The organism is Hydrogenophaga crassostreae, from assembly GCF_001761385.1.
GTDB lineage: Bacteria > Pseudomonadota > Gammaproteobacteria > Burkholderiales > Burkholderiaceae_C > Hydrogenophaga > Hydrogenophaga crassostreae.
The window spans coordinates 4649326-4675278 of sequence record NZ_CP017476.1; the positions used below are offsets into that span (position 1 = coordinate 4649326).

General features: G+C 61.7%; 30 protein-coding genes. 10 read left to right on the forward strand and 20 right to left on the reverse strand.

The annotated features are described in order from the left end of the window. Positions 1 to 149: 149 nt before the first annotated feature. Positions 150 to 809, forward strand: coding sequence for a chalcone isomerase family protein (locus tag LPB072_RS21540; protein ID WP_066095911.1), 660 nt, complete (start codon positions 150 to 152; stop codon positions 807 to 809). A gap of 174 nt (positions 810 to 983) precedes the next feature. Here the strand turns inward: LPB072_RS21540 and gph are convergent, their stop codons facing one another. From gph to rpe, 3 genes are all read right to left on the reverse strand, one after another. Next, the gene (gene gph / locus LPB072_RS21545) at positions 984 to 1697 is read right to left on the reverse strand and encodes a phosphoglycolate phosphatase (protein WP_066095913.1); all 714 of its coding nucleotides are present in this window, start codon (positions 1695 to 1697) and stop codon (positions 984 to 986) included. A 13-nt stretch (positions 1698 to 1710) separates the two neighbouring features. Beyond that, positions 1711 to 2442, reverse strand: coding sequence for a P-loop NTPase family protein (locus LPB072_RS21550; RefSeq protein ID WP_407927770.1), 732 nt, complete (start codon positions 2440 to 2442; stop codon positions 1711 to 1713). A gap of 88 nt (positions 2443 to 2530) precedes the next feature. Next, positions 2531 to 3211, reverse strand: coding sequence for a ribulose-phosphate 3-epimerase (gene rpe / locus LPB072_RS21555; RefSeq protein ID WP_066095917.1), 681 nt, complete (start codon positions 3209 to 3211; stop codon positions 2531 to 2533). A gap of 84 nt (positions 3212 to 3295) precedes the next feature. Between rpe and apaG the strand changes: the two genes are divergently transcribed. Genes apaG through LPB072_RS21575 form a run of 4 tightly spaced genes read left to right on the forward strand, consistent with a single transcriptional unit; the run spans position 3296 to position 6612 of the window. Then, entirely contained in the window at positions 3296 to 3685 is a 390-nt protein-coding gene (gene apaG, locus LPB072_RS21560) for a Co2+/Mg2+ efflux protein ApaG (protein ID WP_066096223.1), read from the forward strand. A gap of 52 nt (positions 3686 to 3737) precedes the next feature. Further along, a complete protein-coding gene (locus LPB072_RS21565) occupies positions 3738 to 5009 on the forward strand; it encodes a cation:proton antiporter (protein ID WP_066095920.1) in 1272 nt (423 codons plus the stop codon). Beyond that, positions 4984 to 6009 carry a thiamine-phosphate kinase gene (gene thiL / locus LPB072_RS21570; RefSeq protein WP_066095922.1) on the forward strand — a complete coding sequence of 342 codons (1026 nt, stop codon included), beginning with the start codon at positions 4984 to 4986 and terminating at the stop codon, positions 6007 to 6009. Before LPB072_RS21565 ends, thiL begins: the two co-directional genes overlap by 26 nt. 36 nt (positions 6010 to 6045) lie before the next feature. Further along, a complete protein-coding gene (locus tag LPB072_RS21575) occupies positions 6046 to 6612 on the forward strand; it encodes a phosphatidylglycerophosphatase A family protein (RefSeq protein ID WP_407927771.1) in 567 nt (188 codons plus the stop codon). Between the two features lie 24 nt (positions 6613 to 6636). Here LPB072_RS21575 and LPB072_RS21580 read toward each other — a convergent pair whose 3' ends face one another. Further along, positions 6637 to 7800, reverse strand: coding sequence for an Acg family FMN-binding oxidoreductase (locus tag LPB072_RS21580; protein WP_066096230.1), 1164 nt, complete (start codon positions 7798 to 7800; stop codon positions 6637 to 6639). Positions 7801 to 7818: 18 nt separating this feature from the next. Then, a complete protein-coding gene (locus tag LPB072_RS21585; RefSeq protein WP_197508874.1) occupies positions 7819 to 8823 on the reverse strand; it encodes an NAD-dependent epimerase/dehydratase family protein in 1005 nt (334 codons plus the stop codon). Between the two features lie 63 nt (positions 8824 to 8886). Here LPB072_RS21585 and LPB072_RS21590 point away from each other — a divergent pair, with 63 nt between their 5' ends. The 4 genes from LPB072_RS21590 (at position 8887) to LPB072_RS21605 (ending at position 12182) form a co-directional block, all read left to right on the forward strand. Continuing rightward, complete coding sequence (locus LPB072_RS21590) at positions 8887 to 9768, forward strand: LysR family transcriptional regulator (RefSeq protein WP_066095927.1); 882 nt, start codon at positions 8887 to 8889, stop codon at positions 9766 to 9768. A 15-nt stretch (positions 9769 to 9783) separates the two neighbouring features. Beyond that, positions 9784 to 10941, forward strand: coding sequence for a DNA alkylation repair protein (locus tag LPB072_RS21595; RefSeq protein WP_066095930.1), 1158 nt, complete (start codon positions 9784 to 9786; stop codon positions 10939 to 10941). Between the two features lie 22 nt (positions 10942 to 10963). Continuing rightward, positions 10964 to 11464 carry a CinA family protein gene (locus LPB072_RS21600; RefSeq protein WP_066095932.1) on the forward strand — a complete coding sequence of 167 codons (501 nt, stop codon included), beginning with the start codon at positions 10964 to 10966 and terminating at the stop codon, positions 11462 to 11464. Positions 11465 to 11696: 232 nt separating this feature from the next. Next, positions 11697 to 12182 (forward strand): CZB domain-containing protein, encoded by a 486-nt coding sequence (locus LPB072_RS21605; RefSeq protein WP_066095938.1) that lies wholly within the window; start codon positions 11697 to 11699, stop codon positions 12180 to 12182. Positions 12183 to 12193: 11 nt separating this feature from the next. Here LPB072_RS21605 and LPB072_RS21610 read toward each other — a convergent pair whose 3' ends face one another. Continuing rightward, complete coding sequence (locus LPB072_RS21610) at positions 12194 to 13000, reverse strand: UPF0149 family protein (protein ID WP_066095941.1); 807 nt, start codon at positions 12998 to 13000, stop codon at positions 12194 to 12196. Positions 13001 to 13072: 72 nt separating this feature from the next. Between LPB072_RS21610 and LPB072_RS21615 the strand changes: the two genes are divergently transcribed. After that, complete coding sequence (locus LPB072_RS21615) at positions 13073 to 14692, forward strand: FMN-binding glutamate synthase family protein (protein ID WP_066095944.1); 1620 nt, start codon at positions 13073 to 13075, stop codon at positions 14690 to 14692. Here the strand turns inward: LPB072_RS21615 and LPB072_RS21620 are convergent. From LPB072_RS21620 to argS, 14 genes are all read right to left on the reverse strand, one after another. Then, positions 14650 to 14853 (reverse strand): hypothetical protein, encoded by a 204-nt coding sequence (locus LPB072_RS21620; protein ID WP_066095947.1) that lies wholly within the window; start codon positions 14851 to 14853, stop codon positions 14650 to 14652. The genes LPB072_RS21615 and LPB072_RS21620 overlap by 43 nt on opposite strands. Before the next feature lie 29 nt (positions 14854 to 14882). Further along, on the reverse strand, positions 14883 to 15275 hold the full coding sequence (locus LPB072_RS21625) for a glutaredoxin family protein (RefSeq protein WP_066095950.1): 393 nt from the start codon (positions 15273 to 15275) through the stop codon (positions 14883 to 14885). Between the two features lie 12 nt (positions 15276 to 15287). Next, positions 15288 to 15809: a DUF1993 domain-containing protein gene (locus LPB072_RS21630; RefSeq protein WP_066095953.1), complete on the reverse strand. Its 522-nt coding sequence runs from the start codon at positions 15807 to 15809 to the stop codon at positions 15288 to 15290. Between the two features lie 71 nt (positions 15810 to 15880). After that, positions 15881 to 16294, reverse strand: coding sequence for an ACT domain-containing protein (locus LPB072_RS21635; protein ID WP_066095956.1), 414 nt, complete (start codon positions 16292 to 16294; stop codon positions 15881 to 15883). 101 nt (positions 16295 to 16395) lie between these two features. Beyond that, positions 16396 to 16845, reverse strand: a complete 450-nt coding sequence (locus tag LPB072_RS21640; protein WP_066096234.1) for an SRPBCC domain-containing protein — start codon at positions 16843 to 16845, stop codon at positions 16396 to 16398. A 133-nt stretch (positions 16846 to 16978) separates the two neighbouring features. Then, positions 16979 to 17533 carry a nucleotidyltransferase family protein gene (locus LPB072_RS21645; RefSeq protein WP_231943339.1) on the reverse strand — a complete coding sequence of 185 codons (555 nt, stop codon included), beginning with the start codon at positions 17531 to 17533 and terminating at the stop codon, positions 16979 to 16981. A gap of 61 nt (positions 17534 to 17594) precedes the next feature. Further along, entirely contained in the window at positions 17595 to 18026 is a 432-nt protein-coding gene (locus LPB072_RS21650) for a putative toxin-antitoxin system toxin component, PIN family (RefSeq protein ID WP_066096239.1), read from the reverse strand. Between the two features lie 17 nt (positions 18027 to 18043). Beyond that, on the reverse strand, positions 18044 to 19381 hold the full coding sequence (locus tag LPB072_RS21655; RefSeq protein WP_066095958.1) for a THUMP domain-containing class I SAM-dependent RNA methyltransferase: 1338 nt from the start codon (positions 19379 to 19381) through the stop codon (positions 18044 to 18046). A 151-nt stretch (positions 19382 to 19532) separates the two neighbouring features. Further along, positions 19533 to 21173 (reverse strand): RNA polymerase factor sigma-54, encoded by a 1641-nt coding sequence (gene rpoN / locus LPB072_RS21660; protein WP_066095961.1) that lies wholly within the window; start codon positions 21171 to 21173, stop codon positions 19533 to 19535. A gap of 57 nt (positions 21174 to 21230) precedes the next feature. Then, positions 21231 to 21980, reverse strand: a complete 750-nt coding sequence (lptB, locus tag LPB072_RS21665) for an LPS export ABC transporter ATP-binding protein (protein ID WP_066095964.1) — start codon at positions 21978 to 21980, stop codon at positions 21231 to 21233. Between the two features lie 38 nt (positions 21981 to 22018). After that, a complete protein-coding gene (gene lptA / locus LPB072_RS21670) occupies positions 22019 to 22657 on the reverse strand; it encodes a lipopolysaccharide transport periplasmic protein LptA (protein ID WP_066095967.1) in 639 nt (212 codons plus the stop codon). Between the two features lie 142 nt (positions 22658 to 22799). Further along, positions 22800 to 23435, reverse strand: coding sequence for a thiol:disulfide interchange protein DsbA/DsbL (locus LPB072_RS21675; RefSeq protein WP_066095970.1), 636 nt, complete (start codon positions 23433 to 23435; stop codon positions 22800 to 22802). Between the two features lie 115 nt (positions 23436 to 23550). Beyond that, on the reverse strand, positions 23551 to 24246 hold the full coding sequence (locus LPB072_RS21680; protein ID WP_066095972.1) for an SPOR domain-containing protein: 696 nt from the start codon (positions 24244 to 24246) through the stop codon (positions 23551 to 23553). 14 nt (positions 24247 to 24260) lie between these two features. After that, positions 24261 to 25946, reverse strand: coding sequence for an arginine--tRNA ligase (gene argS, locus LPB072_RS21685; protein ID WP_066095974.1), 1686 nt, complete (start codon positions 25944 to 25946; stop codon positions 24261 to 24263). Positions 25947 to 25953 lie beyond the last annotated feature (7 nt).

A 25953-nucleotide genomic window follows, 5' to 3' on the forward strand; every position in this document is an offset into this window, starting at 1 on the left:
CGCCAGATGCGCGGCACATCCCCCAACAATGTCACGCGGCTGTTGCACACGCTCCGCATACAGCACCCGGTTCGTGGAACATCAACGATTGCTTATTTATCTCTGTCGATTCACGGTTTCTGGGACCTGAAGTGGCTCACAGTCAATGCATGACTTCAGCCAACGACACCACCTCCCCTTCTGCCAACCGCTCCTCACTCCCTCGCTGGGCACTGGCACTGTCTTTCACTGTCGCAGCGTTTCTTGCAGCGCCACAAGCCATCGCATCTGAAAGGGACCTCGCGGGCGTCAAAGTCGTGCAGTCCCTCAACCTGGCTGGCCAGGCGCTGGCATTGAATGGCGCCGGGATTCGCTACCGTGGGCCCTTCAAGGTCTACACGGCTGCGCTGTACACCACCAACCAGGTGGGCTCTCCAGCCGAATTTCATGCCGACAAAGGCAACAAGCGGCTGGTCTTGACGATGTTGCGGGAGATCAAATCGTCTCAAATGGGACGCTTGTTCATCAAAGGGGTACAGAAGAACCTGTCTCCAGGCGACTTGGGCAGCGTCATTTCCGAGTTGCCCCGCATGGGCGAGATATTCTCGGCCAACAAGCGCATGTTGCCGGGAGAACAACTGGTGATTGACTGGGTGCCTGGCCGCGGCATGCAGATCAGCGCGCGCGGTGAACCTCAAGGTGAACCGTTTGAATCACAAGCGTTCTTCGAGGCACTGATGAACATCTGGCTCGGTCAGTCCCCCGCTGACTGGCGGCTCAAAGATGCCTTGCTGGGTATCGAGGCACACAACGCCATGAACACACTTTGATGACCCTCATCAGGACCCCGGACCTGGCGCCGTCAACGACTCACACCGACGCTCGTTGCGAATGGGTTCCCGCTCGCTTGAAAACACAGCGACGGCCAGGGCGCCAGCCCCAGCGGGCCTTGCCGGGCCGCACTTCCTGAGGAAACCCGGCATCCAGGTTGGCGCCGCGCGACGTCAGCCCAGTTGCAGCAGGCTGTCCACCCAGGCATCGGCCTTCACCGACCGGATCGGCTGGCCGTGGTTGTAGCCATAGGTGACCAGAGCCACGGGGCAGCCTGCGGCCGATGCAGCGAACGCATCGTTTTCCGAGTCGCCCACCATCAAGACCTGCGCGGTGGGCAGGCCCAAGGCGTCGCAGGTCTTGATCAAAGGCAGCGGATCGGGCTTTTTGCGTGCAAAACTGTCGCCGCCAAAGACCCAGGGGAAATAGCTGTCAAGCGCCTTCAACTCCAGCAGCGCCTTGGCGAACTCAACGGGCTTGTTGGTCAGGCAGGCCAGCGGCAATCCTTTGGCCTTGAGCATCGCCAGCCCTTCGACGACCCCCGCGTACACCGCCGAGTGCTGCCCGTTGCCCTGGCGGTAATGGTGTTGGTAGCGCGCCATGGCTGCGTCAAACGATGCCTCGTCGACGGTCCGCACAGGTGCACCGTCGCGCGGGCCTGCATCCACCAACGCCCGCTGGCGGGCAAGCACGGTGCGGACCAGATGCTCCGACCCTTTGCCCACCGCAAGCTCGACCGCCCAGCGCTCCACTCGGGGCAGTTGCCACTCGGCCAGCATGCCGTTGAGAGCGACTTGAAAGTCGCCCAGGGTGTCAACCATCGTGCCGTCGAGGTCTACCATGACGGCGCGGATACCTGGCAGCCGGGTCAACACGGGGTCGAGCATGCTGCGCCGGTCTTCAGACGCCTGCGCGGTCAAAGTCGCCGTAAGCGCCCGACTGCCATTTCTGCAGGCGCTGGCGCTCCATCATGCCCAGCCCGGACCCCTCAGGACCACTGCCGTTGCGGGCGGCCCAGAAGCTGCTGTTGTGGGCGTCGATTTTGTGCACCACCACATCGTGCAGGCGCTTGAGGGTGACCACTTTCGCGCCCAGATCCAGTGCCCGCGCCTGTTGCCCAGAGTTTTCCAGCAGGCTGAAATCGTCTCCCCGCAGGTGGTTGCGCACCAGAACGTATTGAACGCGCGAGCCAAACCGGTCCAGCAAGCGCGAAAGCAGGTCCACCGAGTCGCGACCGGAGTCCATCACATGCCAGTAGGTCAGGGTGAAGCCCGCCTCTTCGGCCATCTCGAGCACACCCGATTCGTCCATCCACCGCACCAGCGGTTCGTCGGTTTGCGCCGCCAGATCCACCAGCACACGCCGCCCGGGCTGCTCAACCGCCGCCTCGACGATCAGGTCCAGCGCCTCGTAGCGGTCAACCAGCGCCGGCGAAGCATAGTCCGCATAGAAGCGCAGCAGTGCACCATGCGACCGGTCGGTGTCAAAACCCACAAAAGGCATCTGGCGGTCAATGAAGTACTGCGCCAGCAGGCGCGACACCATGGACTTGCCCACGCCTCCCTTTTCACCCCCAATGAAGTGGATATGGGAGACAGGCTTGTCGATTGAAGTGAGGTCTTGCATGGTCATGGGGATAGGCGGTTGAGGGGCAGGCGTGAAGCAGTCAGGCGGGCCGGTCACCACACCAATGGGGGCAACCGGAAACTTAAAGCATAGATCAGGCCAGTGCGGCCCGCATCTGATCAATGACCGTTTTGTAGTCCGGCTTGCCAAATATCGCGCTGCCGGCCACGAACGTATCGGCGCCCGCGTCGGCCACCCGGCGGATATTGTCCACCTTGATACCGCCGTCCACCTCCAGACGGATGTCTTTGCCCGAGGCCTCGATGCGCTTGCGCGCGTCCTCGATCTTGCGCAGGGCCGAATCGATGAAGCTCTGGCCGCCGAAGCCGGGGTTCACGCTCATGATCAGGATGAGGTCAATATCGTCAATCAGGTAATCAAGCACATCCAGCGGTTGCGCCGGGTTGAACGTCAACCCAGCTTTGCAGCCTTTGGCCTTGATGGCCTGTACGCTGCGGTGTACGTGAGCGCTCGCATCGGGGTGAAAGCTCACCAGGTCGGCGCCGGCATCGATGAAAGCCCCCGCCAGTGCGTCCACCGGCTGGATCATCAGGTGCACATCGATGGGCACTGGCGTGCCATCGGGCTTCCTGGCGTGGGGTTTGAGGGCTTGGCACACCATGGGCCCAAAGGTCAGGTTGGGCACATAGTGGTTGTCCATCACATCAAAGTGAATCCAGTCGGCGCCAGCGGCAACAACGTTCTTCACCTCTTCGCCCAAACGGGCGAAATCGGCGGACAGGATAGAAGGGGCAATACGGTAGGTGCGGGACATGGGCGCTCACAGTTGAAATTCGGCAACAGTGGACATTTTCGCAGCAGGCGCAGCCATGTGCTGCGCCGGGGTAACATCCGCGCCATGCCGAAATACCAGTTCACTTGCGAAGTGGAACCCCAGTACCTGCGTGAGCAATCGTCTCCGAGCGAACACAGCTACGCCTTCGCCTACACCATCACCATCACGAACACAGGTGAGGTGGCCGCACAATTAATTTCCCGCCACTGGGTGATCACCGACGATCAAGACCGTGCCGAGGAGGTCAAGGGCCTTGGCGTGGTGGGCAATCAGCCCCTGCTTCAACCCGGCGAATCGTTCCAATACACCAGTGGCACCCGCCTGGCGACGCCCTCGGGAACGATGCATGGCAGTTTTTTCTGCGTCGCCGAAGACGGCGAGCGCTTTGACTGTCCTGTCGTGGCCTTTGAACTGTTGGCCGAGGGCGCCTTGCCCACGCGCACCTTGCATTGAGGCCGGTCGCTCAACAGTACCGGCGCGCGCCCATCTATAGAAACCTGAATACATGACTTTTTTGCCCGTATGGCCTTTGGAGTTGAACACCCTGTTCTTCTTTGGCTTCCTGTTGTTTTGCGGTGCTCTGGGCGGTTTTCTGGCCCACCGAGTGAAATGGCTGCCCAGCATCACCGGCTTCATGCTGGTGGGGTTGATCGCCGGGCCCAACGTGTTGGGCATCTTTGACCATGAATCGCTGGCGCAGGCGAGCATCGTGGTCGATATCGCGCTGGCGCTGATTCTGTACCGGCTGGGCCTCTCGCTTGATTTCAAAGCGCTGATACACGACAAGGCCCTCTTGCTTGTCTCCTTCGTGGAGAGCGCGCTCACCTTTGCGGCCGTCTATTTCGCCATGCAGTGGATGGGCATCGACCGTTTGATTGCCGCCGTCGTGGCCGCTATTGCCATTTCGTCGTCGCCCGCCGTGCTGCTGCACGTGTCGCATGAGCTTGGCGCCCATGGCCCGACAACATCCAAGTCGCAAGCTTTGGTGGCGCTCAACAACGTTTGGGCCTTTCTGGTTTTTGCTGCCATCATGCCCGCGCTTTACAGCAAGAGCGCGGCTCCGCTGGAGACCATGATCTGGGCGCCTGTGTACCAGTTGGTGGGCTCCACGGTGTTGGGCGTGGTGCTGGGCTGGATGCTGCACCTGGTTGCCCGCATGACCAAGAACGCCACGCAGTACACCTTTGTACTGGTGGTCGGCGCTGTTTCCATGACGCTGGGTCTGGCGCTCACTTTCGGGCTCTCTGCCTTGTTCGCGCCGCTGGTGCTTGGCGTGGTGGTGCGAACCGCAGAAAAACAAGACCTGATCGCCAAACTGGAGTTTGGCCCCACCTTCGAGCTGTTCTTTGTGGCCCTGTTTGTCTACGCGGGCGCCAATCTTCACCTGAAAGAAATGGTGGAGTTCGCGCCGGCTGCGGCGCTGTATGTTTTCGCGCGCAGCTTTGCCAAGTGGTTGGGTGTATCCGTTACCGGCAGCCTGGTGCACTGGCCCAAGCGCCGCAACCTCAACGCTGGCCTGATCCTGCTGCCCATGGCCGGCATGGCCATTGGCCTGGCCAACAATGTGACCGCCCAGTTCCCCGTCCTGGGTGCCGAGGTGGCCTCCATCGTTCTGGCGGCGGTGGCCGTGTTCGAAACCATCGGCCCTCCGGTCGTCGCTCGCGCGCTGCATTGGGCCAAGGAAGTGGGTGATGGCGACGTCGATGACAACGATGACTGGACCCAGCTCCACGCCCAGACAGAAGAGAAAGATGAGCCAGCCCACGCGTCCAACTGACGCGCCCGCCCCCGGTGAGTTCGGGCTGATCGCCCGCCATTTCAAGCGCCCAGGGCTGGCCCGCCCGGTTCAGGTGGCGCTCGGCATTGGTGACGATTGCGCCCTGCTCACCCCAACGCCCGGTCACCAGCTCGCCATCTCCAGCGACATGCTGGTGCAAGGACGTCACTTCTTCCCCGACGTTGACCCCGCCTCGCTGGGCCACAAAGCTCTGGCGGTGAATCTCAGCGATCTCGCCGCCATGGGCGCCAGTCCACTGGGCTTTACCCTGGCCCTGGCGCTGCCCGAAATCGATGACGTCTGGCTGGCCGCATTTGCCTCGGGCCTTTTCGGGCTGGCCGAAGCACACGCCTGCCCACTCGTGGGCGGCGACACCACCCGCGGTCCACTCAACATCTGTGTCACGGTGTTTGGCGAGGTGCGCCCTGACCGGGCGCTGCGCCGCGATGCCGCCCGGCCGGGGCACGACATTTACCTCTCCGGGTGCACAGGAGAAGCCCGGCTCGCACTGGCACTGATGCAAAACACCAGTTGGGCCACTGAAAACACCACTGAAAACGCCCTGAAACAGGTGCGCACGCGGCTTGAGCGTCCCTCGCCCAGACTGGCCATGGGACAGGCCTTGGCAGCCATCACGCAGGGCTCCAGCCCCATCGCGGCGATCGATATCAGCGATGGTGTGGCCGGCGACCTCGGCCACATTCTCGCTGCCAGCGGCACCGGCGCCGAGTTGCATTGGGCGGAGTTGCCCGTCGCACCCGCTTTGGCCCATCTGCCTCGTGCATGGCAAGAAGAATGCCTGTTGCGTGGCGGGGACGACTACGAGCTGGTGTTCACTGCGTCTCCTGGACATCGCGATGCCATTGTTGCGGCGGCCAAGGCCTGCCACACATCCCTTCACCGCATTGGCCAGATCACAGCAGGGCCCGGTTTGACCCTGCTGGATCCCTCCGGCCAGCGCACCGCCTTGGTCACCCGCGGTTTTGACCATTTCGCCTGATCGAAACCACCTTGCCGTCGCCGCGATAATGGGCCTATGGACCCATCCAGCAACCGCAGCGTAGCAGCCAATTTGATCGACGACCTGGCTCAGACACCCACGCCGGGGCCCATGTCACGCCCCACGTGGGCCTTCATGCTGAGCCACCCCGCCCACTTCATCGCCCTGGGCGCAGGCTCGGGCCTCGCACGCGTGGCGCCCGGAACCGCAGGCACCTTGTGGGCCTGGGTGGCATTTTTGGTGATGCAGCCGTTCATGTCCAACGCCCTGTGGGCATGGCTGCTCGGGCTGGGCACCTTGATCGGCTGGTGGGCATGTACCGTGACAGCGCAACACATGCGCGTCGCCGACTCAGGCCACATCGTGTGGGACGAGATTCTGGCCTTCTGGCTGGTGCTCTGGCTGGTGACGCCCACTGGCTTCTGGGGTCAGGCCATTGCCTTCGGGCTGTTCCGTTTCTTTGATGCGGTGAAATTTGGGCCCATGGCCTGGGCCGATCAAAGCTTCAAGGGGTTTGGCCCACGCGGCGGCTTCGGCATCTTGCTAGACGATTTCGCCGCCGCGTTGTGCACACTGCTGGTGATTGCTGCGTGGCGTTTCTAAGCCGTTAAACGGGCCCCTGCCCGCTCAAGCTTGCGGCGCGATGATGTGGGCGTCCACTCCCCGGCGCGGCGCAGGGTCCACAGGTGGTGCGTAGCCCAGGCGGGCCCACATCTGCACCGTAAAGCGCGGCAAAGGGGCGTCCAGCAAGCGATGGATGCGTGCGTAAGACTCGGCCTGCTCCGGGTATTCCTGCAAGGCCTGTTGCAGCGGCTGCATGGACAGGCCCTGCGCGGTCGCAGCGAGCTGTGCTCGCACATACGCGCGCCCTGCATTGACCTGAGCGACGCGGCTATTGCCCTCGGTCACCAGGTAGAAAAACGCGGGCGTTGAGGCCAGCCTGGCGTTGAAGTCTTTGATCTGCGACGTGACCGCCATGCTGTCAGGCGCTGGCGCCACCGATCGGTCAAACAGACCCAGCGCATCGATGACCCGCAACATGGGCTCGTTGACGGCGATGCCGTCGCGGTGCTGTGCGATCTCTTTAGGTCCGATGCGCAGCACCTTGTAAGACTCCAGAATCGTGCGCGGCGTTTCCATCTCGATGCGCCAGGCATCCGAGGCGATGGCGCGGTGCTGTTGCAGGCGTTCGGCCTGATCGCTGCCGACGAAACCCACGCGAATGGGATGGCCAGCAACGCTGGCCTCAATGGCACTCAAGGCCGGCGTTTGGGGCGACCGGCTCTCATAGACCTCACGGTTGGTTCGACGCAGAAAGACCTGGGCAAACAGCGGGTCGCCCTGAACAGTGGCGTCGGGCACCAGGCGCACCCGTGCGGTGGGGCGACCGTCAAGCGTCTCTGGACCAAAAGCACCATCCGGAAACAGTTCAATGTCAGCGCGAAGCCCTTTCTGGCGCGCCGCGATATCCAGCAACTCGAGGAACGTGCCCTGGCTCATCATCATCTGGCGTGAAAACGGATCGGTTTCAGGCAGCAACCGATCAAGGTCGACATACAGAGTGATGTGGTCGGGCACACCCAGATCAACGCGCCACGACTGCAAGTTGTGTGAATGCGGTGCCAGGATCGCATGAGCCAGCAACCAGTGACGCACATCGGGTCCATCGCCTGGTGGAACCCATGCCCGCAAGGCTTCGGCAGGCAAACCTGCGTCGCAAGCGGCAAGGCCCGCCGTGGCCGCCAGAACCACTCCGCCGCCCGTGATTCGAATGAACTGTCTGCGTAGCATGTTGTGCTCCATCAAGGGTCAGTGGCCGGCTGTTGCCCGACTCGCCAAGGTGGCCCGAATACCGTCCTGGTAAGTGGTGGCGCCTACACCGAAAGTCCGCGTGAACTTGCTGCTGTCAAAGCGGTAGTCGCGCTGCAGCTGGTACAGCATTTCCCTGTTCTCGCGGATCAGCGGCACCAACCAGGACAAAGGCGTCAACAGCCAGTTGGGCAAGACTTGCAACCGGCAGGGTTGCGCCGCCAGCTGGCATGCCAGGCGCACGAAGTGGTCACCGGTGAGGGTCTCTGCGCAAGTGGGTAGATGCCAGGTCTGCCCGTAAGCCGATTCGGTCCGCCCGAGAAGGGCAAGGGCCCGACCAGCGTCTGGCGTGTAGGTGAAGCTGTGCATTTTGCCGGGGTCACCGATCCATTGCGGCGCTTTGCCCTTGCTCAGACGATCGAACACCGTGAAGCTGAGAAAACTGTTGGCGGCGCCTGGCCCGTAAAAATCGGCTGAGCGAGCGATCATGGCGTTGACGCGGCTTTGTGCGATCGCATTCAGCAGCTGAGTGGCCACCGCGGCACGCACTTCGCCCTTGCGGCTGCACGGATTAAAGGGCGTCTGCTCGGTCATCTCACCGCTGACCCACCCATAGGCATACACGTTGTCAAGAAACACCAGCCTCGCACCATGTTGCTCACAAGCCTCGATCACGTGGCGCATCACCACAGGCCACTGGGCCACCCACACCGCAGCGTCATAGACCAGCCCCGCCACAAGGTAGACCACCTCACTGCCCGCCACCGCACCAAGCACGGCCCTTGCATCGAGCAGGTCAGCCGCCTGCAGCTGGTCTGCCGGGTTCACGGTCCGGGGATGGCGGCTTACCTGGCGCACCGGCAGGCCTTGCCGCTCAAGCGCCTGCGAAAGCTCACGGGCGATCACGCCATTGGCGCCCAAAATGGTATGCAGGCCCGATGGTTCAGAGGGTATTTGGGTCTGGGGTGAGGTCATGGTGCATGCGGGTGAAGCGGGATGGGGCATTGTGTGATCCTGAACGTCGCCGCACAATCATCCAATCTGCACTTTTGATATGCATTTTTGAATATGTCGAATTTCAACTGGCAACTGGTTCCCTCCTTTCTGGCCGCCCACGATCAAGGCAGTTTGTTGGGCGCAGCACGCATTCTGGGGATCAGCCAACCCACCGTGGGGCGGCACGTGGCCTTGCTCGAATCACAACTGGGCACCCCCCTTTTCGAGCGCACGGGGCGTGGTTTGATTCCCACTTCAGCGGCGCAGCGACTGGCCGATGCCGCGCGGGCCATGGAAGCCGGGGCGCAAAGCCTGCTGCGCGGCGCCCAGCAATCGCACTCGACGCTCGCGGGCAGCGTGCGGCTCTCGGCCAGTCAACCGGTTGCCTGTCATCTGCTTCCGCCCTTGATGGCGCAGATGCGCAGCGAGTTGCCGGGCATTCAGGTGGAGCTGGTTGCCAGCAACGCGGTGAGCGATCTGCTGCGCGGTGAGGCCGATATCGCCATCCGCATGGTGCGTCCGACACAGCGTTCGCTGGTGGCTCGGCGCATCGGCCATAGCCGGGTAGCGGCCTGTGCACACAGAAACTATCTGGCGCGCCGCGGAGCGCCAGAAGAACCCGAAGACCTGTTGCAGCACGATCTGGTGGGCAACGACCGCGTTGGCGACATTCGACAGGGCTTTGCCGCCATGGGTCATCCCGTTCCCCCGGAGCAGTTTGGCTTCCGAACCGACGACCTGATCGCCTACTGGCAGGCCGTTCGCGCTGGACTGGGCATCGGCTTTGTGGCCGCCTACCTGCTGAAGGAAGACCCGGAGGTCGTTGAACTGTTGCCCGACCTGCCCATCACCCCGCTTCCTGTCTGGCTGGTGGTGCACCGGGAAATTCGCAGCAGCCGGCGGATTCGGGCGGTGTACGATTTCCTGGCGCGCGAACTGCCGCCACTTTTCTGAACCCTGAAGGGCAACATGGCCGAAGCCTTCAAAAATCTGATCAACACCGCCACCGTGGCGCACGCGGCAGGCCACCTTCAACGCGCCTCTCGTGCTTTCCACAGCGACCGATTCCTGCAGGTTGCCAGCAACGACCTCGATTCACTTGAGTTCAAAGCCCGCGCCATGCGGGTAGCCGATGCGCTCGAAGCAAGCTTGCCCGAGCGGTTTGAAGAGTCCGCAGACACGCTGGAAAGCGCACTCGCCAGCCCACTGCCCTTTGATGACAAAGGGGAACCGGTGGGTCTGGGCAATGCGCTAAGCGACGAAGGCTTGTCTGGCTGGGTGCTGTGGGGCGTGGGCGACTATGTTGCGCGGCGCGGCATGCACAACATTCCCCGCGCATTGGCCTGTCTTCATGCCATCACCCAACGCTTCACCGCCGAGTTCGCCATTCGCCCATTTGTCGACCGCCATCCGGCCGCCGTCTTTCCCGTTCTGGCGCAATGGGTAGGCGACCCCAGCAGCCATGTTCGTCGGCTGGTCAGCGAGGGCAGCCGCCCTCGCCTGCCCTGGGGCCTGCGGCTGCAACAACTCGTCGCTGACCCTTCGCCCACCCTGCCCCTGCTGCTGGCCTTGCAAGACGATCCCAGCGCCTATGTGCGGCGCAGCGTGGCCAACCACCTGAACGACGTGGCCAAAGACCATCCCGAGCGCGTCGCGCTTTGGGTACAAACCCATTTGAGCAGCGCCAGCCCGGAGAGAAAAGCCCTGCTCCGACATGCCAGCCGGAGCCTGATCAAACAGGGCCATGAACCCACACTGCATGCCTGGGGCCTGGGCCAACCGTTTGAAGGCATGGCAAGCCTGTCGCTCAACACGCCTGCAGCGATCATGGGCGACGGAATCACCCTGCATGCCGAACTGCAATCCGCAAGCGACCAGCCCCAGGCGCTGGTGATCGACTACGTGGTGCACCATGTGCGCGCCAACGGCAGCACCTCACCCAAGGTCTTCAAGGGGTGGAAGCTCACATTGAAGCCTCATGCCCAAACCACCCTGAACAAACGCCACAGCCTGCGCCCGGTGAGCACCCGGCAACTCTACAAAGGCCATCATCGAATCGAGTTGCAAGTCAACGGCAAGCCGTTGGCGGAAACAGGATTTGAACTTCTGCCCTCGCGCGCCCATTGACGCCATCCGAACGCTGCCCAACATGACTGCCTCACCCTCGCTCCAAACCGACATGCCCAACCTTGTCTTCCAACTCGCCGACGCGTTGCGCGCAAATGGCGCAAAGATGGCCACGGCCGAGAGCTGCACCGGCGGCCTCATTGCCGGCGCCTGTACCGAGCTCAGCGGCTCCAGCGACTGGTTCGAGCGAGGCTTTGTGACCTACTCCAACGCGGCGAAAACCGAGCTGCTCGGGGTTTCGAACGCATTGCTGGCAACCCATGGCGCCGTGAGCGAACCCGTGGTTCGGGCCATGGCCACCGGCGCCTTGACCCATGCGCCCGTGCAATGGAGCCTTGCTGTCACAGGCGTGGCTGGCCCCACCGGAGGCAGCGCCGACAAACCCGTGGGCACCGTGTGGTTTGGCTGGGCCGGACCCAATGGGGTCACCAGCGAATGCCTGAGGCTTCCCGGTGACCGTCAAGCGGTGCGGCGAGCCACCGTCGCCCATGCGCTGAACGGCCTTTTGCTCAGGCTTCGCTGAACAGACCGCCGCTTTTGTGCGCTGACGCACACCACCAACAAATGACACGGTGAAACCAGCCGAAAAGTTGTGTGCCAAATGTCACACCCCAACACCCAAATGGCAACGCTGCCTGCGTCCAACGTCCTGACACAAGGTGTTACACAAGCAGACAGCGCCAGGGATCTCAGCCCTCAGCTATTCTCGAAAGTTGCCCCCCTACCGGGATGCTATCCAGCCCTGTGTCTTGAGCATGCGACTTCAGAAAATCCTCCAGTTTTTCTCTCGCCCAAACGCCAAACCCGTCACCCCAACAGCGCCGCCCAAGGCCGACGTTGAAATCGATTTGGCGCCGTGTGGCGCAGGCGAACGAAGCAACCGGGCGCCAGATCGGCTAGAGCTGCAAACAGCCATCATCCACCATCTGGAATGGTGCGTTTTGTTCAACGAACACCTGTCTGTTGATGCCTCCGGCCCTGCCCCACTGGCGCCACTGCCCAGCGCCGCAGACAGCGGGTTGGGCCAATGGATCGGGTCCGTGCGCAACGGCCCCTCTGGCAACGCGCCAGAAGTCGACGCCCTCATACAAGAGCACCAACATTTCCATCAACTCGCTCTAAAGGCGCTGGCCTTCGCGCGCCAAGGTCGCATGGACCTGGCCAGCACCTTGCTCAACACGGAGTTCGAACGCAGCCGAGCGCGGGTCCTGGAGCTGTTGCGGGGTATGCAAAAAAGCTAAGGTCCGCGCCATCAGGCACCGTGGCATTTCTTGAATTTTTTCCCGCTGCCACAGAAGCAGGGGTCGTTGCGGCCAGGTTCGTCAGTTTTGCGCACCGGGTCTGCACGCGGGCCCAGGCTTTGCCAGATCTGACGCAGATCGTAAACGGCCCAGATGGCCGCGCCGAACGCGTTCAAGCGCTCATCGCTGACGCTGGGAGGGCCGTCTTCGCTGTGCATGCATACCGTGGGCTCTTCCGTGTCGTCTTCGGTCAAGATCACAATCGACTCCAGCGCGTCATCGAGCATGGAGGCTATTTCTTTGTCGCGCGGAGCGGCCCAGTCGTCTGACCAGTTTTCCACCACGAACATGAAGCCCAACGCCCAAACCTGCGCAAAAGCAGGCAGTTCCTGTCCGTCCAGTTCGGCGCGCTCGGCCTCAGGCAAACCCGCCACCGCACCGCGCACGTCCATCACCTCGGGGTGGTAACTGCGCTCGTCCTCCAGCGTCTCGATATTGATACCCAGGGCGGTCGCGACCTCGTTCCAGCGCCGCGTCCACAGCGACAGAAAACGCTCAAACTGAGCGTCGTCTTTGAAGTGTGTATCTTCTTCATCGCCACTGGGCTTGCCCGGCTGGCTGTCACCCGTTCCAAGCAGCAAGGGAAAAAATTCGTCGGGCAGGATCAAACGACGGGTACACAGCAACGCGGCCATCGCTCCTTCGCAAAACTCCCACTGAGGCACGTCTTCGCCCCGTGTGCGCAAATCGTCGAGGATCTCATCGAGCGCGTCGAAATCTTCGTTGTCCATGGGGTCCAGGCTGGTATCGGTGTTCATTTTGCTTAAGTGCAACAGGGCGGTTTTATGATGGCAACAGTTTAGGGCACTGCAGCCCTGAGAAAGTCCTGCATGCTCGATCGCCTCAACGCCCTCTACCCTGTTCGGTACACCGCACTTGCCCTGTGTGTGTTCCTGACGCTGCTCAGCTTGTTCGCGCTGCTGGCGTTTGGCAGGGGCGGCTGGTGGTTTCTCCTGTTTGGCGCGCTGTCGGCCGTCGGTTATTGGGACCTGGTGCAGTCGCGCCGCGCGGTGCTGCGCAACTACCCCATCATTGGCCACTTTCGCTACATCCTGGAAAAGGTGCGACCAGAACTTCGGCAGTATTTTCTGGAAAGCGATACCGAAGCCACCCCGTTTTCGCGAAGCCAGCGCAGCCTGGTGTATGCACGGGCCAAAGGCGAAACAGACAAACGCCCATTCGGCACCCAGCTCGATGTCAAAGTCACCGGCTACGAATGGATCAACCACTCGCTGGCCCCGACCACCATCGACAGCCACGACTTCCGCACCACGGTGGGTGGCCCCGCGTGTACCCAGCCCTACGAAGCCAGTGTGTTCAACATCTCGGCCATGAGCTTTGGCGCACTCTCGGCCAACGCCGTGCAGGCGCTCAACGCGGGCGCCAAGCGCGGGGGCTTCGCGCACGACACCGGCGAAGGCTCCATTGCGGCATGGCACCGCATGCATGGTGGCGACCTGATCTGGGAAATCGGTTCGGGCTATTTCGGCTGTCGAACCGATGACGGGCTGTTCAACGAGGAGAAGTTCAAGGCCAACGCCCTGGACGCGCAGGTCAAGATGATCGAAATCAAGCTGAGCCAGGGCGCCAAACCGGGCCATGGTGGCATGCTGCCTGGCGCCAAAGTCACGCCCGAGATTGCGGCGGCTCGAGGCATTCCGGTTGGAGAAGACTGCCTCTCTCCTGCGGCGCACAGCGCGTTTTCAACCCCTATCGGTCTGCTGCATTTCGTCGCCCGCCTGCGCGAACTCTCTGGCGGCAAGCCGACTGGCTTCAAGCTCTGTATCGGCCACCCCTGGGAATGGTTCGCCATCGCTCGCGCCATGCAGGAAACAGGCATCACGCCTGATTTCATCGTCGTGGATGGTGGCGAAGGCGGCACAGGCGCAGCGCCGCTGGAGTTCACCAACCATGTCGGCGCACCATTGCAAGAAGGCCTGCACCTGGTGCACAACACCCTGGTTGGCCTCAACCTGCGCGACCGTATCAAGATCGGTGCAGCAGGAAAAATTGTCAGTGCGTTCGACGTGCTGCGCGCCATGGCGCTGGGGGCCGACTGGTGCAACAGCGCGCGCGGCTTCATGTTTGCTCTGGGTTGCATCCAGGCCCAGACCTGTCATACCGGGCACTGTCCAACCGGTGTGACCACGCAAGATCCGGTGCGGCAACAGGCCTTGGTGGTACCCGATAAATCCACCAGGGTGTTCAATTTCCACAACGAAACCCTGCATGCGTTGAAAGAGCTGGTGCAAGCAGCGGGCCTGCTGCATCCCAATGAAATTTCGGCCAACGACATCGTTCGGCGCGTGAACGAAAACGAAGTGCGCCTGCTGTCCAAGCTCATGCCTGGCGTGCCACCCGGTGCCCTGCTCGATGGCGCTGAAAGCCTGCATGATGTGTACAAGCTCTACTGGGCGCGCTCCAGCGCCGAGCGCTTCTCGCTGGGCTGACCTGGCAGGCCTTCTGCGATCGGCGCCCTGTCAAGGTGCACCCAGGGCACCGCCCAGGCAGTCGTGGCACTGGCAACAAAAGCCTGCGCGAAACCGAACTGGCCTATGGTGCGGTGGGCGCTGTCGTGGCTGGTCAGGCCGCGCGCGCAACCGATGGACAAGGACCGATCATCAGCGTCTCACACAGTGATCAGGCCTTGCCGAAGCGAGCCTGCAAGTAGGCAATGATGGCGGTGGAGTCGTAGAGCCATTGGCTCTTGCCACTGCCATCATTGATTTTCAAGCAAGGCACTTTGACCGCCCCGCCACCGTGCAACAGCGCCGTGCGGTGAGCGGTGTCGTGCTGAGCGTCGCGGTGTTCAATCGGCAACGAGAGGCGCCGCATTTCCTGGCGCACCTTGATGCAAAACGGGCAGGTCTGGAACTGGTAGAGGGCCAGGTTCTTGCACTGCAAGTTCACAACCGATTGCACCGAAGGATCGCGCACCATGCCTTTGGGCTTGCTGACCCGCTCCTTGAGCAGCATCACCGGGCCAAGCACCACGCGCAGGCCCTTAAAGAAGGTTCGAACAACAGGTTTCATGGATTCAATATCTCAAGCGGCGGCCTGCGCGCCCACCAGAAAATCCGCCTTGCCCAGATCCACGCCCGCCTGGCGCAGCAAAGCATAGACCGTGGTGACGTGGAAATACACGTTGGGAATGCTCCAGTGTTTGAGATAAGCCTCGGCCTTCATGGTGCGGGTGGCTTCTTTGCCAATCGGGAAGGTCACTTCTTGCGCCTCGCGGCCATCAAAGGCATCGGTCGGCACAGTGGCCAGCCAGGCCAGGGTTTTGGCGATGCGCTCTTGAAGCTGCGCGAACGTGGTTTCGTCATCTGCGAACGTCGGCGCTTCCATGCCACTCACGCGCGCCGTGCCATTTTTCGCTGCATCGCAGGCGATGCGCACCTGAGATGCCAACGGCAACATGTCGGGCGCCAATCGCAGGCCCACCAACACCTCGGGGCTGAAACTGCGCGCCATGGCATTGGTCTCGGCCTTCTTCAAACAATGGCCCAGATTGGTCAGGGCGGTTTGAAAAACGGGCAGGGTGGCGCTGGAGAGGGTGATGGTCATGTGGGTTCAATGGGGGGAGCTTGATTGGGGGAGTCTGGCACAAAGCCGCACCCGCAGTCGGGCTCAGGGTTTCAGCGGGCGGCCTGGGCACCTTGCTGTAGCGCGCGCAATGCAGCCATTGCCGCTTCAGCCTGGCCCGATGGCACAAAGATGTGGTCATGCAAATGACCTGCGACCACGTTGCAGCTGATGCCCTCGCGCCCCAGCGCGCTGGCAAACGCCGCCGTCAGGCCCACGGCTTGCAAATCGGAATGCACCAGCAGGGTGATCCACGCGAAGCGCACGTCAGTGGCAAAGCCCAACCGCTCGGCGCCAGCCACCTCCAGCACGACCGACAGGCCTTCGGGCTCGCGCATGCAAGCAATCACTTGCCTCAGGTCCAGCTGTACAGCGCTATCCACGGTGGCAAACACATACTCACCTGCGTTGAGAACGGGCGTCATGTGCTGCAGCAACAGGGCCAGGCTGGAGATCGGTTGGGTCATAAATGCATTCAACGGGTTGGAAATCGATGGTTTGCCGGGTCTCGACCATACACACGGCGCGAAAAGCCCGGATGATGCTCAGAGCTGGCTGCCGGGCTGGTTCATTGTGCCGCCCGGGAGGCCAACAGCTTGTGAAGCCGATTCAGGTTCTGTTCGTTCGACGGCTCAATGATGTGTGCAACAGCAGTGGCCACCGCTGGGTCATCCAGGATCTGGCGCCAATGCAAACGGGTCTGGCCGCCTTGTTGCAGCATCGAGACAGTCAAAGTGAAATGGGGCAACGACAGGTGCCGGATCACGATCTTGCCAGGTGATGTTTCCACAAACTGGTTTTGATTCGGGTAGCGCTGGCCATCAGGCCCGGTCATGACAAACGTCCAACGGCCCTCAGGCCTGAATTCAAACACCTCAAAAGCGTTGGTGAAACCATCTGGTCCCCACCACTGCGCGAGTTGATCGGCCTGGGCAAAAGCGGCGTATACGTCTTCCGGCCTGAACGGCAGCATGCGGCTGGTTTCAAACACGCCTCCGGCGCGGGGATCTGTAGCCATGAAACGCGCCTCAAAAACAACCACACCTCAATGAAAGGGTGCGCGCCCCCCAAGCAAGCGAGAGCGCCATGCCCAAGTTTTGCCGCCTGTGGTGCCTACCTGACTTGACCTAATCAAATGCGAGGCCACCGCGTCAGCAAGGCAGAACCTTCACACGTGGCCAACGCGCCGTCCATCGCTTTTCTGCGGCCCGCTCTTCGTAGATGGTCCGTGATACACGCGCCGGATTCCAGCGAACAACCATATCAAAGAGATCGCTCAACCCGTGGGGAGCGATCACACCGATTTCGTCCATTGCGTTGAGTGTGACCCCCACGCAGGTCGCAGTCTCTGGCCAAGACGCAATGCCATCGGCCAAAGAATTGAAAGCAGGAATCACATGCCCAGGGGACCGCGGTTGCAACCAGCGGTGCACGCCAGCCTGATTGACCGCATCCCATTGCAGACCGGGCGTCATGGCTGACAGCGCTTGCTCGATCGATCGCTCTTGCATCCGGCCCGGGCCGTCTGGGCAATAGAACACCAGATCCACGTCAGCGCACAGGCTTGGTTCTTCGAAACCATGCAAATGATCCCAGACCAGACCGCGAATCAGACCGGCCCCAATGCACCAAGAATCCAGATCCAGTTCGCGTGCCGCCCTCAAGGCGCACATGACGGGTTCTGACCCGGCAACAAGTTCGGCCAAGCGGCCATACAAAGCCGTTTGGCATGCGCCCTCCCGTGCTGGACCGCCGGGCATCTGCACTTCAGTACGATGCAACGGCGCGCATGTTGCCCGGGAACGCACGCGTCACCATCACGCCCAGCTTGGAGAGTCGCCTGGCCATGCACAGCACCTCGGCGTCTTTGCTGAGCAGCGTGGCACCGTGCGCCACCGCCAGATCGATGAACCGCTGATCGTCGGCATCTTTGCAGGTGTATGGTGCCTTGGCGGCGGCGGGCACCGTTTGGGAGCGCGCGTCAAACAACGCCAGTACCACCTCGGCGGGCAAGGCGCGCGCCGTCAAACGTTTGACGATTTGCGGATAGGCCAGCACCCTTTCCAGTTCTTCGCGCATGGCATGGGTGGCCAGCCAGACGACACCTGGATCGGCCAGCAGGTCGCGCAACGGTGCGCTGGCGGTATCTTCAAACACCCAGAGATCAAGCACGATGTTGGTGTCGATGACCAGCTTCATTGCGCCATCCGCGTTGTTCACGCCCTGGGAACGTCTTGGGCCGTGGGCGCCACGCGTCGCGCCATCAGCTCGAACTTGAACAAGCGGCATTCAATCGGCCCGTTCCACAGTGGCACGCGGCGCGACTCCTTGAAGCGCATCTTGCCCGGCAGCTTGAGGTCGGGTGTGAGCAACCAGGCGCTCCAGCCAGCGTAATGGCTCTTCCAATGGGCGGCAAGCTGGTTAAAGAAGTCAGAGCCATCGCCACCGTCGTCCATTTGGGCGCTCTCGCGACCCAGACGCGGCGCTTCGTCCTGACCTCGTCCGTGCCTTGGTGCGGCGGCCCGCTCCGAACGCGCGCTGGCGCGTTCGCCAGCGTTCTGACCGGCCACACCTGCCGCAGCAATTCGCTCGCCGTAGGGCGGGTTGAGCAACATCACGCCGGGCTTTTCACTCGGCGGCAAGCGTTGCAGCGCATCACCGCCGCGCAGGTCGATGGCGTGGGCCACGCCGGCGCGCTCAGCGTTGCGCTGCGCAAAATCGACCATTCGGAAAGACACATCGCTGCCAAACACGATAGGGGCATGGCCTTCAGGCCATTCGCGCTCATCCTGGAACGCCTGCTCTTTGATGGCTTGCCACACGTGGTCCTGGAAGGGCAGCATCTTCTCGAAGGCGAAGCGACGCAATAGGCCTGGTGCAATGTTGAGCGCGATTTGCGCCGCTTCGATCAGCACTGTGCCACTGCCGCAGCAGGGGTCATACAGCGGTGCGATCTCATCGAGCGGCTGGTCGGCGCAATCGCCCCAACCCGTGGCGGCAATCATTGCAGCGGCCAGCGTTTCTTTCAGCGGCGCATCGCCCTTGTCTTCACGCCACCCGCGTTTGAACAACGGTTCGCCCGAGGTGTCAATGTAGATCGTGAGTTCGTCGGTGGTGAGGTGGGCGTAAATGCGAATGTCAGGCCAGGTGGTGTTCACGCTTGGACGCTCACCGCGCTTGTTGCGAAATCGGTCGCAAATGGCGTCTTTGATCTTGAGCGCAGCAAAATTGAGACTGGTCAGCGGGCTGTGTTGCGCAGTGATTTCAACCTTGATCGTTTCCTGCGGCGTGAACCAGATTTCCCAGGCGATTTCGCCGGCAGCGTTGTACAGGTCTTGCTCGCTGCGATAGGGACCATGCCAGAGCTGCACCAACACCCGCTGGGTCAATCGGCTGTGCAGGTTCAGGCGCATGGCATCTCGCCAGGAAGCCTGAACACCCACGCCGCCACGGGCCTTGAAAGCCAACGGTTCGTTGGTGATGCGCTGCACCTCATCGGCGAGGAGATCCTCAACACCTGCGGCGCAGGGCAAAAAGAGTTTGAGTTGGTTCATAAATACCTTTGATTCGATGCCTTTGACCTTTGAGCATCGGGCTTTGGCTCAGGGGGAAATGCCTTAACCCAGCGCACGCCGTGGAACTGGCATTGCCAGGCCACTGGCGTGGCTCCCCCTTCAGGGGAAAGGCGCAAAGCGGCACAGGGAGCTACAAGGTCTTCCGCAAATTGGCCGGCGCAATGCGCAAGGCTTCCCGGTATTTGGCCACAGTGCGGCGAGCGCATTCAATACCCTGTTCTTTCAGCAGGTCAGACAGCTGGTTGTCTGACAACGGCTTCTTCGGCTCTTCTGCCGCGATGAGCTGCTTGAGCAGGGCCCGAACGGCCGTGCTCGACGCATTGCCGCCCGCCTCGGTGCCCAGCGACGAACCGAAAAAATACTTGAGCTCGAAGGTTCCAAATGGCGTGGCCATGTATTTGGCGGTGGTCACGCGGCTGATGGTCGACTCATGCAAGCCCAGTTCATCTGCAATCTCGCGCAAAACCAGCGGCCGCATGGCCAGTTCGCCATGGGTGAAGAAGTTGCGTTGACGCTCCACAATGGCCGTCGAGACGCGCAGGATGGTGTCAAACCGCTGCTGGATATTCTTGATGAACCAGCGCGCTTCTTGCAAGCGCTGCTGCATGGCCGCGTGGCCCGCCGCACCACCACCGTCTTTGCCGCCCCGGTTTTGACGCATGGCGTTGGCATACACATCGTGGACGCGCAAGCGTGGCATCACCTCGGCATTGAGGTGCACCTTGAAGCCGCGACCTGCATGCGTCACGATCACGTCGGGCACCACCACATTGCGCTCCACATCGACAAACTGCCGACCCGGCTTGGGCTCCAGACCGGCAATCAAGCCGAGGGCTGCGCGAACGGTTTGATCGTCAAGCCCACACTGGGCACACAGGCGCTTCACATCGCGTTTGGCAATCAGTTCCAGCGGCTGGCCGCAGATCACAAGCGCGGCACGCGCCTCCGGGCTGTTGCGCAGCTCTTCGATCTGCAGGCGCAAACATTCGCCCAGATCCCGTGCACCGACACCCGTGGGCTCCATGTTGTGCAGCCAGCCTATCGCCGTGCGCAATTGCTCCTCGGCTTGTTCAATGGCCTCTATGCCTGGTGAAAGAGCATCACGCCCATGCAGCAAGCGCCAAAAAGCCAAAGCCAGTTCGGTCCAGTCGTCGACCAGATAGCCATCGTCGTTCAGCGATTCGATCAGGAAATAGAGCGCAGCCTGATCGGTCTCACTCAACCGCAGGCACCGCGCCTGTTCGTGCAAATGGTCCTGCAGGCTGACCGGGCACTGAGCCAGTTCGGCTGCGGTCGCGGTGTCATCGTCGCCACCTGTGCTGTTGTTGTTGCGTGCAGGTGCGTCACCGCCCCATTCGCCATCATCGGGCGCCATCTCAACCGAGCCATCACCATCCCAACTCTCTTCCAGCTTGGCTTCACCATCGATCCGGCTCTCCAGCGTTTCGGCGCTGCCCGAGTCGTTGCTGGCACTGCTTGTCAGGCTGGGTTGCAAGCCTTCTTGCGGCGTCAGGTCAACATCGGTCTCCGCCACCGAGGCGACTTCGGCAATCTGCTCTGAGGCACTGACCTGAGCATCCCCTTGATCGAGGCCAAATTCTTCGCGCTCAGCGCGCTCTTCTTCACGATCAAGAAATGGGTTCTCGTCGAGCATTTGCTCAACTTCCTGCGCCATCTCAAGGGTAGAGAGCTGCAGCAGACGGATCGATTGCTGCAGCTGAGGCGTCAAGGCCAGATGCTGTGAGACGCGCAGCGACAGGCCTTGCTTCACTGGCCCAGCCCTTTCATGGAGTCATCGTATCTGACTCGAATCACCGCGGACATGCCGTCACATTCGGAAGTTTTCGCCGAGGTACACCCGACGCACTTCCGCGTTTTCTACGATTTCCGCTGTGGTGCCGCTGGCCAGAACCTGGCCATCACTGATGATGTAGGCATGGTCGCAAATACCGAGTGTTTCGCGCACGTTGTGGTCTGTGATCAGCACGCCAATGCCGCGCGACTTCAGGAATCCGATGATGTGTTGAATCTCCAGCACCGCAATGGGGTCGATACCGGCAAATGGCTCATCGAGCAAGATGAAGCGCGGGCGCGTGGCCAGGGCGCGGGCGATTTCCACACGCCGGCGCTCGCCACCCGACAACGAAGGTGCGGGTGAATCACGCAGATGATCCACGCGAAGGTCTTTGAGCAATTCGGTCAGGCGCCGTTCAATTTCGGGCTCGTTCAATGCGCGACCGTTTTCATCGCGCTGCAGCTCCAGCACCGCCCGCACGTTTTCCGCCACACTCAAACGGCGAAAAATCGAGGCCTCTTGAGGCAAATAGCCCAGGCCCAGGCGCGCACGGCGGTGAATGGGCAGCTCTTCGATGCGCGCGTCATCGAGCAAGATTTCGCCGCCGTCGGCCCGCAACAAGCCCACGATCATGTAGAAGGATGTCGTTTTGCCAGCGCCGTTGGGGCCGAGCAGTCCAACCACCTCACCCTTGTCAACGGTGAGAGACACGTCTTTCACGACTTTGCGGGTGCCATAGGCCTTTTTCAGGCCTTTGACTTCCAGGCGGCTGCGCACCGCCATCGGCTCAAGCGGAACAGCACTGACCTCAGGGGCCGCGCTCACTTACGCTGCTCGCCAATCTTGCCACTGGGACGGAGTTTCGCGCCGTCGGTCGATGGCGCAGGGGCCGCTTCGTCTTTCGGAATGGGCGTGAGCATGGCCCGCACACGACCAGATGGATTGGTGACCGAAGCGTTGTTCGGCCCACCTTTCACACTGAACACCTCGGTCAGGCTGTTGTAAACGATCTGGTTGCCCTCGTTTATGTCGTTGAGCTGGGTTCCGCGGTAGCGCCGCAGCGTGGCGTTGCCATTCAACACCACGGTTTGGGTCTCGCTGTTGTAGACCACCTGAACGCCCTCGCCTTCCACCCACTCATCGACGCCTTCGCGCTTCTGGCGGAAAAAGCCAGGCGCCTTGTCGGTGCCATCCAGTTCGCCGAACTGGTTGCCTTTGGCATCCTGGCGGATCTTGATCACGCTACCGCGCATGATGATGGTTCCCTTGGTGACCAACACGTTGCCAGAGAACACGCTGGTTTGCGTTTTGTCGTCGTAGCGCAGCGAGTCCGCCTCGATGTTCATCGGCTTGTCTTTGTCAGCCAACTCAGCATGTGCGGCTGCCGCTACCAGCAACATTCCAGAGAGGGCAACAGCCAAACGGCTGCGCCGGACAAAAGCGGTGGTTTGATGGGGCATGGTGTTCTTAGGGCACAAATCTTGCATTCGCTTTCATTGTACCGGGGCAGGGCCAAAAAGCCGCATGTCCGGCGAGAGAAGGTCTCTAGCGAACGGAGAAATGGCCCAGACATCCGGGCCATGACATGTTGAGGCGAGGTCGTCAGCCTTTGCGCACCTGTGCGATCAGCGAGTCAGCGATCACCAGCGTCTTTGGGCCCTGTCCACCAACATAGAACCGCCCGGCAACGCCCAGGGCGGGTGTGCCTTCGACCTGATAGGCATCTTGCAGCTGCGTCGCTGCGGCAGACATCTTGATTGCTGTGCCGTTAAAGAAGGAGAGGAATTGCTCGCGGTCAACGCCCTGTTTTTCGACCCAGGCAGTGATGGCCTCGGGTGTCACCAGTTTCTGGTTTTCTTCATGAAAAGCGTGGAATACCTTCGCATGCAGCTTGTCGACCAAGTCCATGGATTCCAGCGCAAAGTACAGGCGCTGCATAGGCTGAAAAGCCGGGCTGAAAGCCACGGGGTTGCGGCGCACCTTGACATCGCCGGCCAACTTGGCGATCCACCCCTCAAGCAGTGGCTCAAATCGGTAGCAGTGTATGCAGGAGTAGGCAAAAAACTCCACCACTTCAATCTGCCCGGCCGCTGCAGCCACGGAAGCTGGCTTGGCGAGTCGCTGGTAGTCGGTGCCTTCTTTGAATCCGATGCGCTGCGCCCATGCAGGGGTCAACGCCGATGCCGATGCCAAAGCACCAGCGGTCATCAGTGAACGGGAAAAATCTCTACGTTGCATAAAACAAGCTCCTGTGTCAGACCTGCTTGGGCCATTGTGGCAAACGAAAGTTCCGCGGTGGTTCGATCGGATTGAGCCATCAAGGTGGCCCATCTGGGCAAACCGCCGCCAGCTATCACCGCTCTACGCGAACCAGCGCGGCGTCAATGCCGCCCTTCATCAGTTGGTCGCGGGTCGCCTCGGCCATGGGGCGCTGATTGAAAGGTCCCAGGCGCACACGGTACACCGTGCGGCCGGACTGTTCGCGCTCGGTGACTTGTGAGGCCATGCCCATCAACGCCACCTTGGCGCGCTGGGCGTTGGCATCGTCGGCCGAGCTAAAAGCACCGGCCTGAACAAAGAAAGTAAAGGGCTGAGCCTGGGTTGTAGCGGGCGCTGCGGCTGGAGCCGGAACTGGGGCGGGCACAGCAACGACATCCGGCACAACCGGCACCGGAGCGGCGGGCGCGTCGTCATCCAGCTTGGAACGCACCAGATCCCCCAAGGGATCGGAGGCCGCAGCGCCCTCCTCCGACGGACCCGGATCCAAGAGCGTTGGGCCGGCACCGGCCTGGCCACTGGTGGTGGGGTCAGGCAGAGGTTCTTGCGACCCGACCAGACCCGCGTTGGGGTTCCAGCCTTTGTTGTGTTCGGCTTCAGCCGCATCTTGGCCAGGCTTGCGCGTGACGCCTCGATCGACAAAAGGCACGGGCACATTGCTCACATACACAGCCACGGCCAGCGCCGCTGCCAAGCCGATCAGGATGCCGATCACCAGGCCGGCCAAGGTGCCGCCCAACTGGGCGCGGGCCTTTAATTGAAGAGAATTCATATTTTTTCGGGGTTTCACATCTTCACTGGAGCGCTCACGCCCAGCACAGCCAGCCCATTGTGCAACACCTGAGCGGTGGCCGCGACCAGCGCCAACCGGGCGTTTTTCACGTTTTCGTCGTCCACCAGGATGCGCTCGGCGTCGTAGTAGCTGTGGTACGCGGCGGCAAGCTCGCGCAAATAGAAGGTCACATCGTGCGGCGCAAAGTCGCGCGCGGCGTCGCTCAACATCGCCGGGTATTTCGCCAGCAGCAGGAAAAGCGCCTGCGCGGGGGCGCTTTCCAGCGCCGACAGGTCAACCGCTTTGAGAATGGCGCGGTCGCCGCCCCAAGCCGCCAGCACCGAGCAGATGCGCGCATGGGCGTATTGCACGTAGTACACCGGGTTGTCGTTGTTCTTCTGCACCGCGAGATCGACATCAAACGTGTACTGGGTGTCGGGCTTGCGGCTGAGCAGGAAGAAACGCACCGCGTCTTTGCTGGTCCATTCGATCAGGTCGCGCAGCGTCACGTAGCTGCCTGCGCGCTTGCTGATCTTGACCTCTTCTCCACCCTTGACCACGCGCACCATGGTGTGCAACACGTAATCGGGATAGCCCTCGGGGATGCCCACATTGGCCGCCTGCAAGCCGGCGCGCACCCGGGCGATCGTGCCGTGGTGGTCGGTGCCCTGGATGTTGATGACCTTGGTGAAGCCGCGCTCCCATTTGGCGATGTGGTACGCCACATCGGGCACGAAATAGGTGAACGAGCCGTCGGTCTTGCGCATGACGCGGTCTTTGTCGTCGCCGTAGTCGGTCGACTTGAGCCACAACGCACCATCCTGCTCGTAGGTCTTGCCGGCCTCGATCAGCTTCTTGACGGTGTTTTCCACCCGCCCGCTGGTGTAGAGGCTGGACTCCAGGTAATAGTGATCGAACTTGACCGCAAAGGCCTGCAAATCCAGATCCTGCTCATGGCGCAAATAGGCCACGGCAAACTGGCGCATGCCGTCGAGATCGTTGATGTCGCCGCTGGCCGTGAACGAGCGGTCATCCGCCTCGACCGTTTTTTTGGCCAGGAAGTCGTTGGCGATGTCCTGGATGTAGTCGCCGTTGTAGGCGGCGGCGTTTTCGCCGCTCGGCCATTCGGCGTCGCCGGGCTTGAAGCCCTGGGCGCGCAAATGGGTCGAGGTGGCCAGGGTGCCGATCTGCACGCCCGCGTCGTTGTAATAGAACTCGCGGTGCACATCCCAGCCCTGGGTGGCATACAGGCTGCAAATCGCGTCGCCGAGAGCAGCCTGGCGACCGTGACCCACATGCAGCGGGCCGGTCGGGTTGGCCGATACAAACTCGACCATCATGCGCTGGCCGTTGCTCGGTGTGAAGCCGAAACGATCGCCCGCCTCCAGCACTTCTTTCACGATCTGCTGCTTGGCTTCGGGCTTGAGGCGGATGTTGATGAAGCCGGGACCGGCGATGTCGATTTCAGACACCCATTGCTGGTACACCGGTTGCGCCAGCAGCGCCTCGCGCAGCTGCTCACCCACCTGGCGCGGGTTGAGCTTCAGGGGTTTGGCCAGTTGCATGGCCGCAGTAACAGCGAAATCGCCATGGGCCGCCACTTTGGGGGATTCGAAGGCAGCCTTGGCGCCCGCACCGGCCGACACCGACTCCAGCGCGGTGGCCAGGCCGGTCAGCAATTCTTGTTTGATCTTGAGCATAGGGGTG

What these genes read in the sequence shown, in the direction of transcription:
- LPB072_RS21540 (WP_066095911.1), top strand. Translation starts at nt 150, where the DNA reads ATGACTTCAGCCAACGACACCACCTCCCCTTCTGCCAACCGCTCCTCA.
- gph (WP_066095913.1), bottom strand. Translation starts at nt 1,697, where the DNA reads ATGCTCGACCCCGTGTTGACCCGGCTGCCAGGTATCCGCGCCGTCATG.
- LPB072_RS21550 (WP_407927770.1), bottom strand. Translation starts at nt 2,442, where the DNA reads ATGACCATGCAAGACCTCACTTCAATCGACAAGCCTGTCTCCCATATC.
- rpe (WP_066095917.1), bottom strand. Translation starts at nt 3,211, where the DNA reads ATGTCCCGCACCTACCGTATTGCCCCTTCTATCCTGTCCGCCGATTTC.
- apaG (WP_066096223.1), top strand. Translation starts at nt 3,296, where the DNA reads ATGCCGAAATACCAGTTCACTTGCGAAGTGGAACCCCAGTACCTGCGT.
- LPB072_RS21565 (WP_066095920.1), top strand. Translation starts at nt 3,738, where the DNA reads ATGACTTTTTTGCCCGTATGGCCTTTGGAGTTGAACACCCTGTTCTTC.
- thiL (WP_066095922.1), top strand. Translation starts at nt 4,984, where the DNA reads ATGAGCCAGCCCACGCGTCCAACTGACGCGCCCGCCCCCGGTGAGTTC.
- LPB072_RS21575 (WP_407927771.1), top strand. Translation starts at nt 6,046, where the DNA reads ATGGACCCATCCAGCAACCGCAGCGTAGCAGCCAATTTGATCGACGAC.
- LPB072_RS21580 (WP_066096230.1), bottom strand. Translation starts at nt 7,800, where the DNA reads ATGCTACGCAGACAGTTCATTCGAATCACGGGCGGCGGAGTGGTTCTG.
- LPB072_RS21585 (WP_197508874.1), bottom strand. Translation starts at nt 8,823, where the DNA reads ATGCCCCATCCCGCTTCACCCGCATGCACCATGACCTCACCCCAGACC.
- LPB072_RS21590 (WP_066095927.1), top strand. Translation starts at nt 8,887, where the DNA reads ATGTCGAATTTCAACTGGCAACTGGTTCCCTCCTTTCTGGCCGCCCAC.
- LPB072_RS21595 (WP_066095930.1), top strand. Translation starts at nt 9,784, where the DNA reads ATGGCCGAAGCCTTCAAAAATCTGATCAACACCGCCACCGTGGCGCAC.
- LPB072_RS21600 (WP_066095932.1), top strand. Translation starts at nt 10,964, where the DNA reads ATGACTGCCTCACCCTCGCTCCAAACCGACATGCCCAACCTTGTCTTC.
- LPB072_RS21605 (WP_066095938.1), top strand. Translation starts at nt 11,697, where the DNA reads ATGCGACTTCAGAAAATCCTCCAGTTTTTCTCTCGCCCAAACGCCAAA.
- LPB072_RS21610 (WP_066095941.1), bottom strand. Translation starts at nt 13,000, where the DNA reads ATGAACACCGATACCAGCCTGGACCCCATGGACAACGAAGATTTCGAC.
- LPB072_RS21615 (WP_066095944.1), top strand. Translation starts at nt 13,073, where the DNA reads ATGCTCGATCGCCTCAACGCCCTCTACCCTGTTCGGTACACCGCACTT.
- LPB072_RS21625 (WP_066095950.1), bottom strand. Translation starts at nt 15,275, where the DNA reads ATGAAACCTGTTGTTCGAACCTTCTTTAAGGGCCTGCGCGTGGTGCTT.
- LPB072_RS21630 (WP_066095953.1), bottom strand. Translation starts at nt 15,809, where the DNA reads ATGACCATCACCCTCTCCAGCGCCACCCTGCCCGTTTTTCAAACCGCC.
- LPB072_RS21635 (WP_066095956.1), bottom strand. Translation starts at nt 16,294, where the DNA reads ATGACCCAACCGATCTCCAGCCTGGCCCTGTTGCTGCAGCACATGACG.
- LPB072_RS21640 (WP_066096234.1), bottom strand. Translation starts at nt 16,845, where the DNA reads ATGGCTACAGATCCCCGCGCCGGAGGCGTGTTTGAAACCAGCCGCATG.
- LPB072_RS21650 (WP_066096239.1), bottom strand. Translation starts at nt 18,026, where the DNA reads ATGAAGCTGGTCATCGACACCAACATCGTGCTTGATCTCTGGGTGTTT.
- LPB072_RS21655 (WP_066095958.1), bottom strand. Translation starts at nt 19,381, where the DNA reads ATGAACCAACTCAAACTCTTTTTGCCCTGCGCCGCAGGTGTTGAGGAT.
- lptB (WP_066095964.1), bottom strand. Translation starts at nt 21,980, where the DNA reads ATGGCGGTGCGCAGCCGCCTGGAAGTCAAAGGCCTGAAAAAGGCCTAT.
- lptA (WP_066095967.1), bottom strand. Translation starts at nt 22,657, where the DNA reads ATGCCCCATCAAACCACCGCTTTTGTCCGGCGCAGCCGTTTGGCTGTT.
- LPB072_RS21675 (WP_066095970.1), bottom strand. Translation starts at nt 23,435, where the DNA reads ATGCAACGTAGAGATTTTTCCCGTTCACTGATGACCGCTGGTGCTTTG.
- LPB072_RS21680 (WP_066095972.1), bottom strand. Translation starts at nt 24,246, where the DNA reads ATGAATTCTCTTCAATTAAAGGCCCGCGCCCAGTTGGGCGGCACCTTG.
- argS (WP_066095974.1), bottom strand. Translation starts at nt 25,946, where the DNA reads ATGCTCAAGATCAAACAAGAATTGCTGACCGGCCTGGCCACCGCGCTG.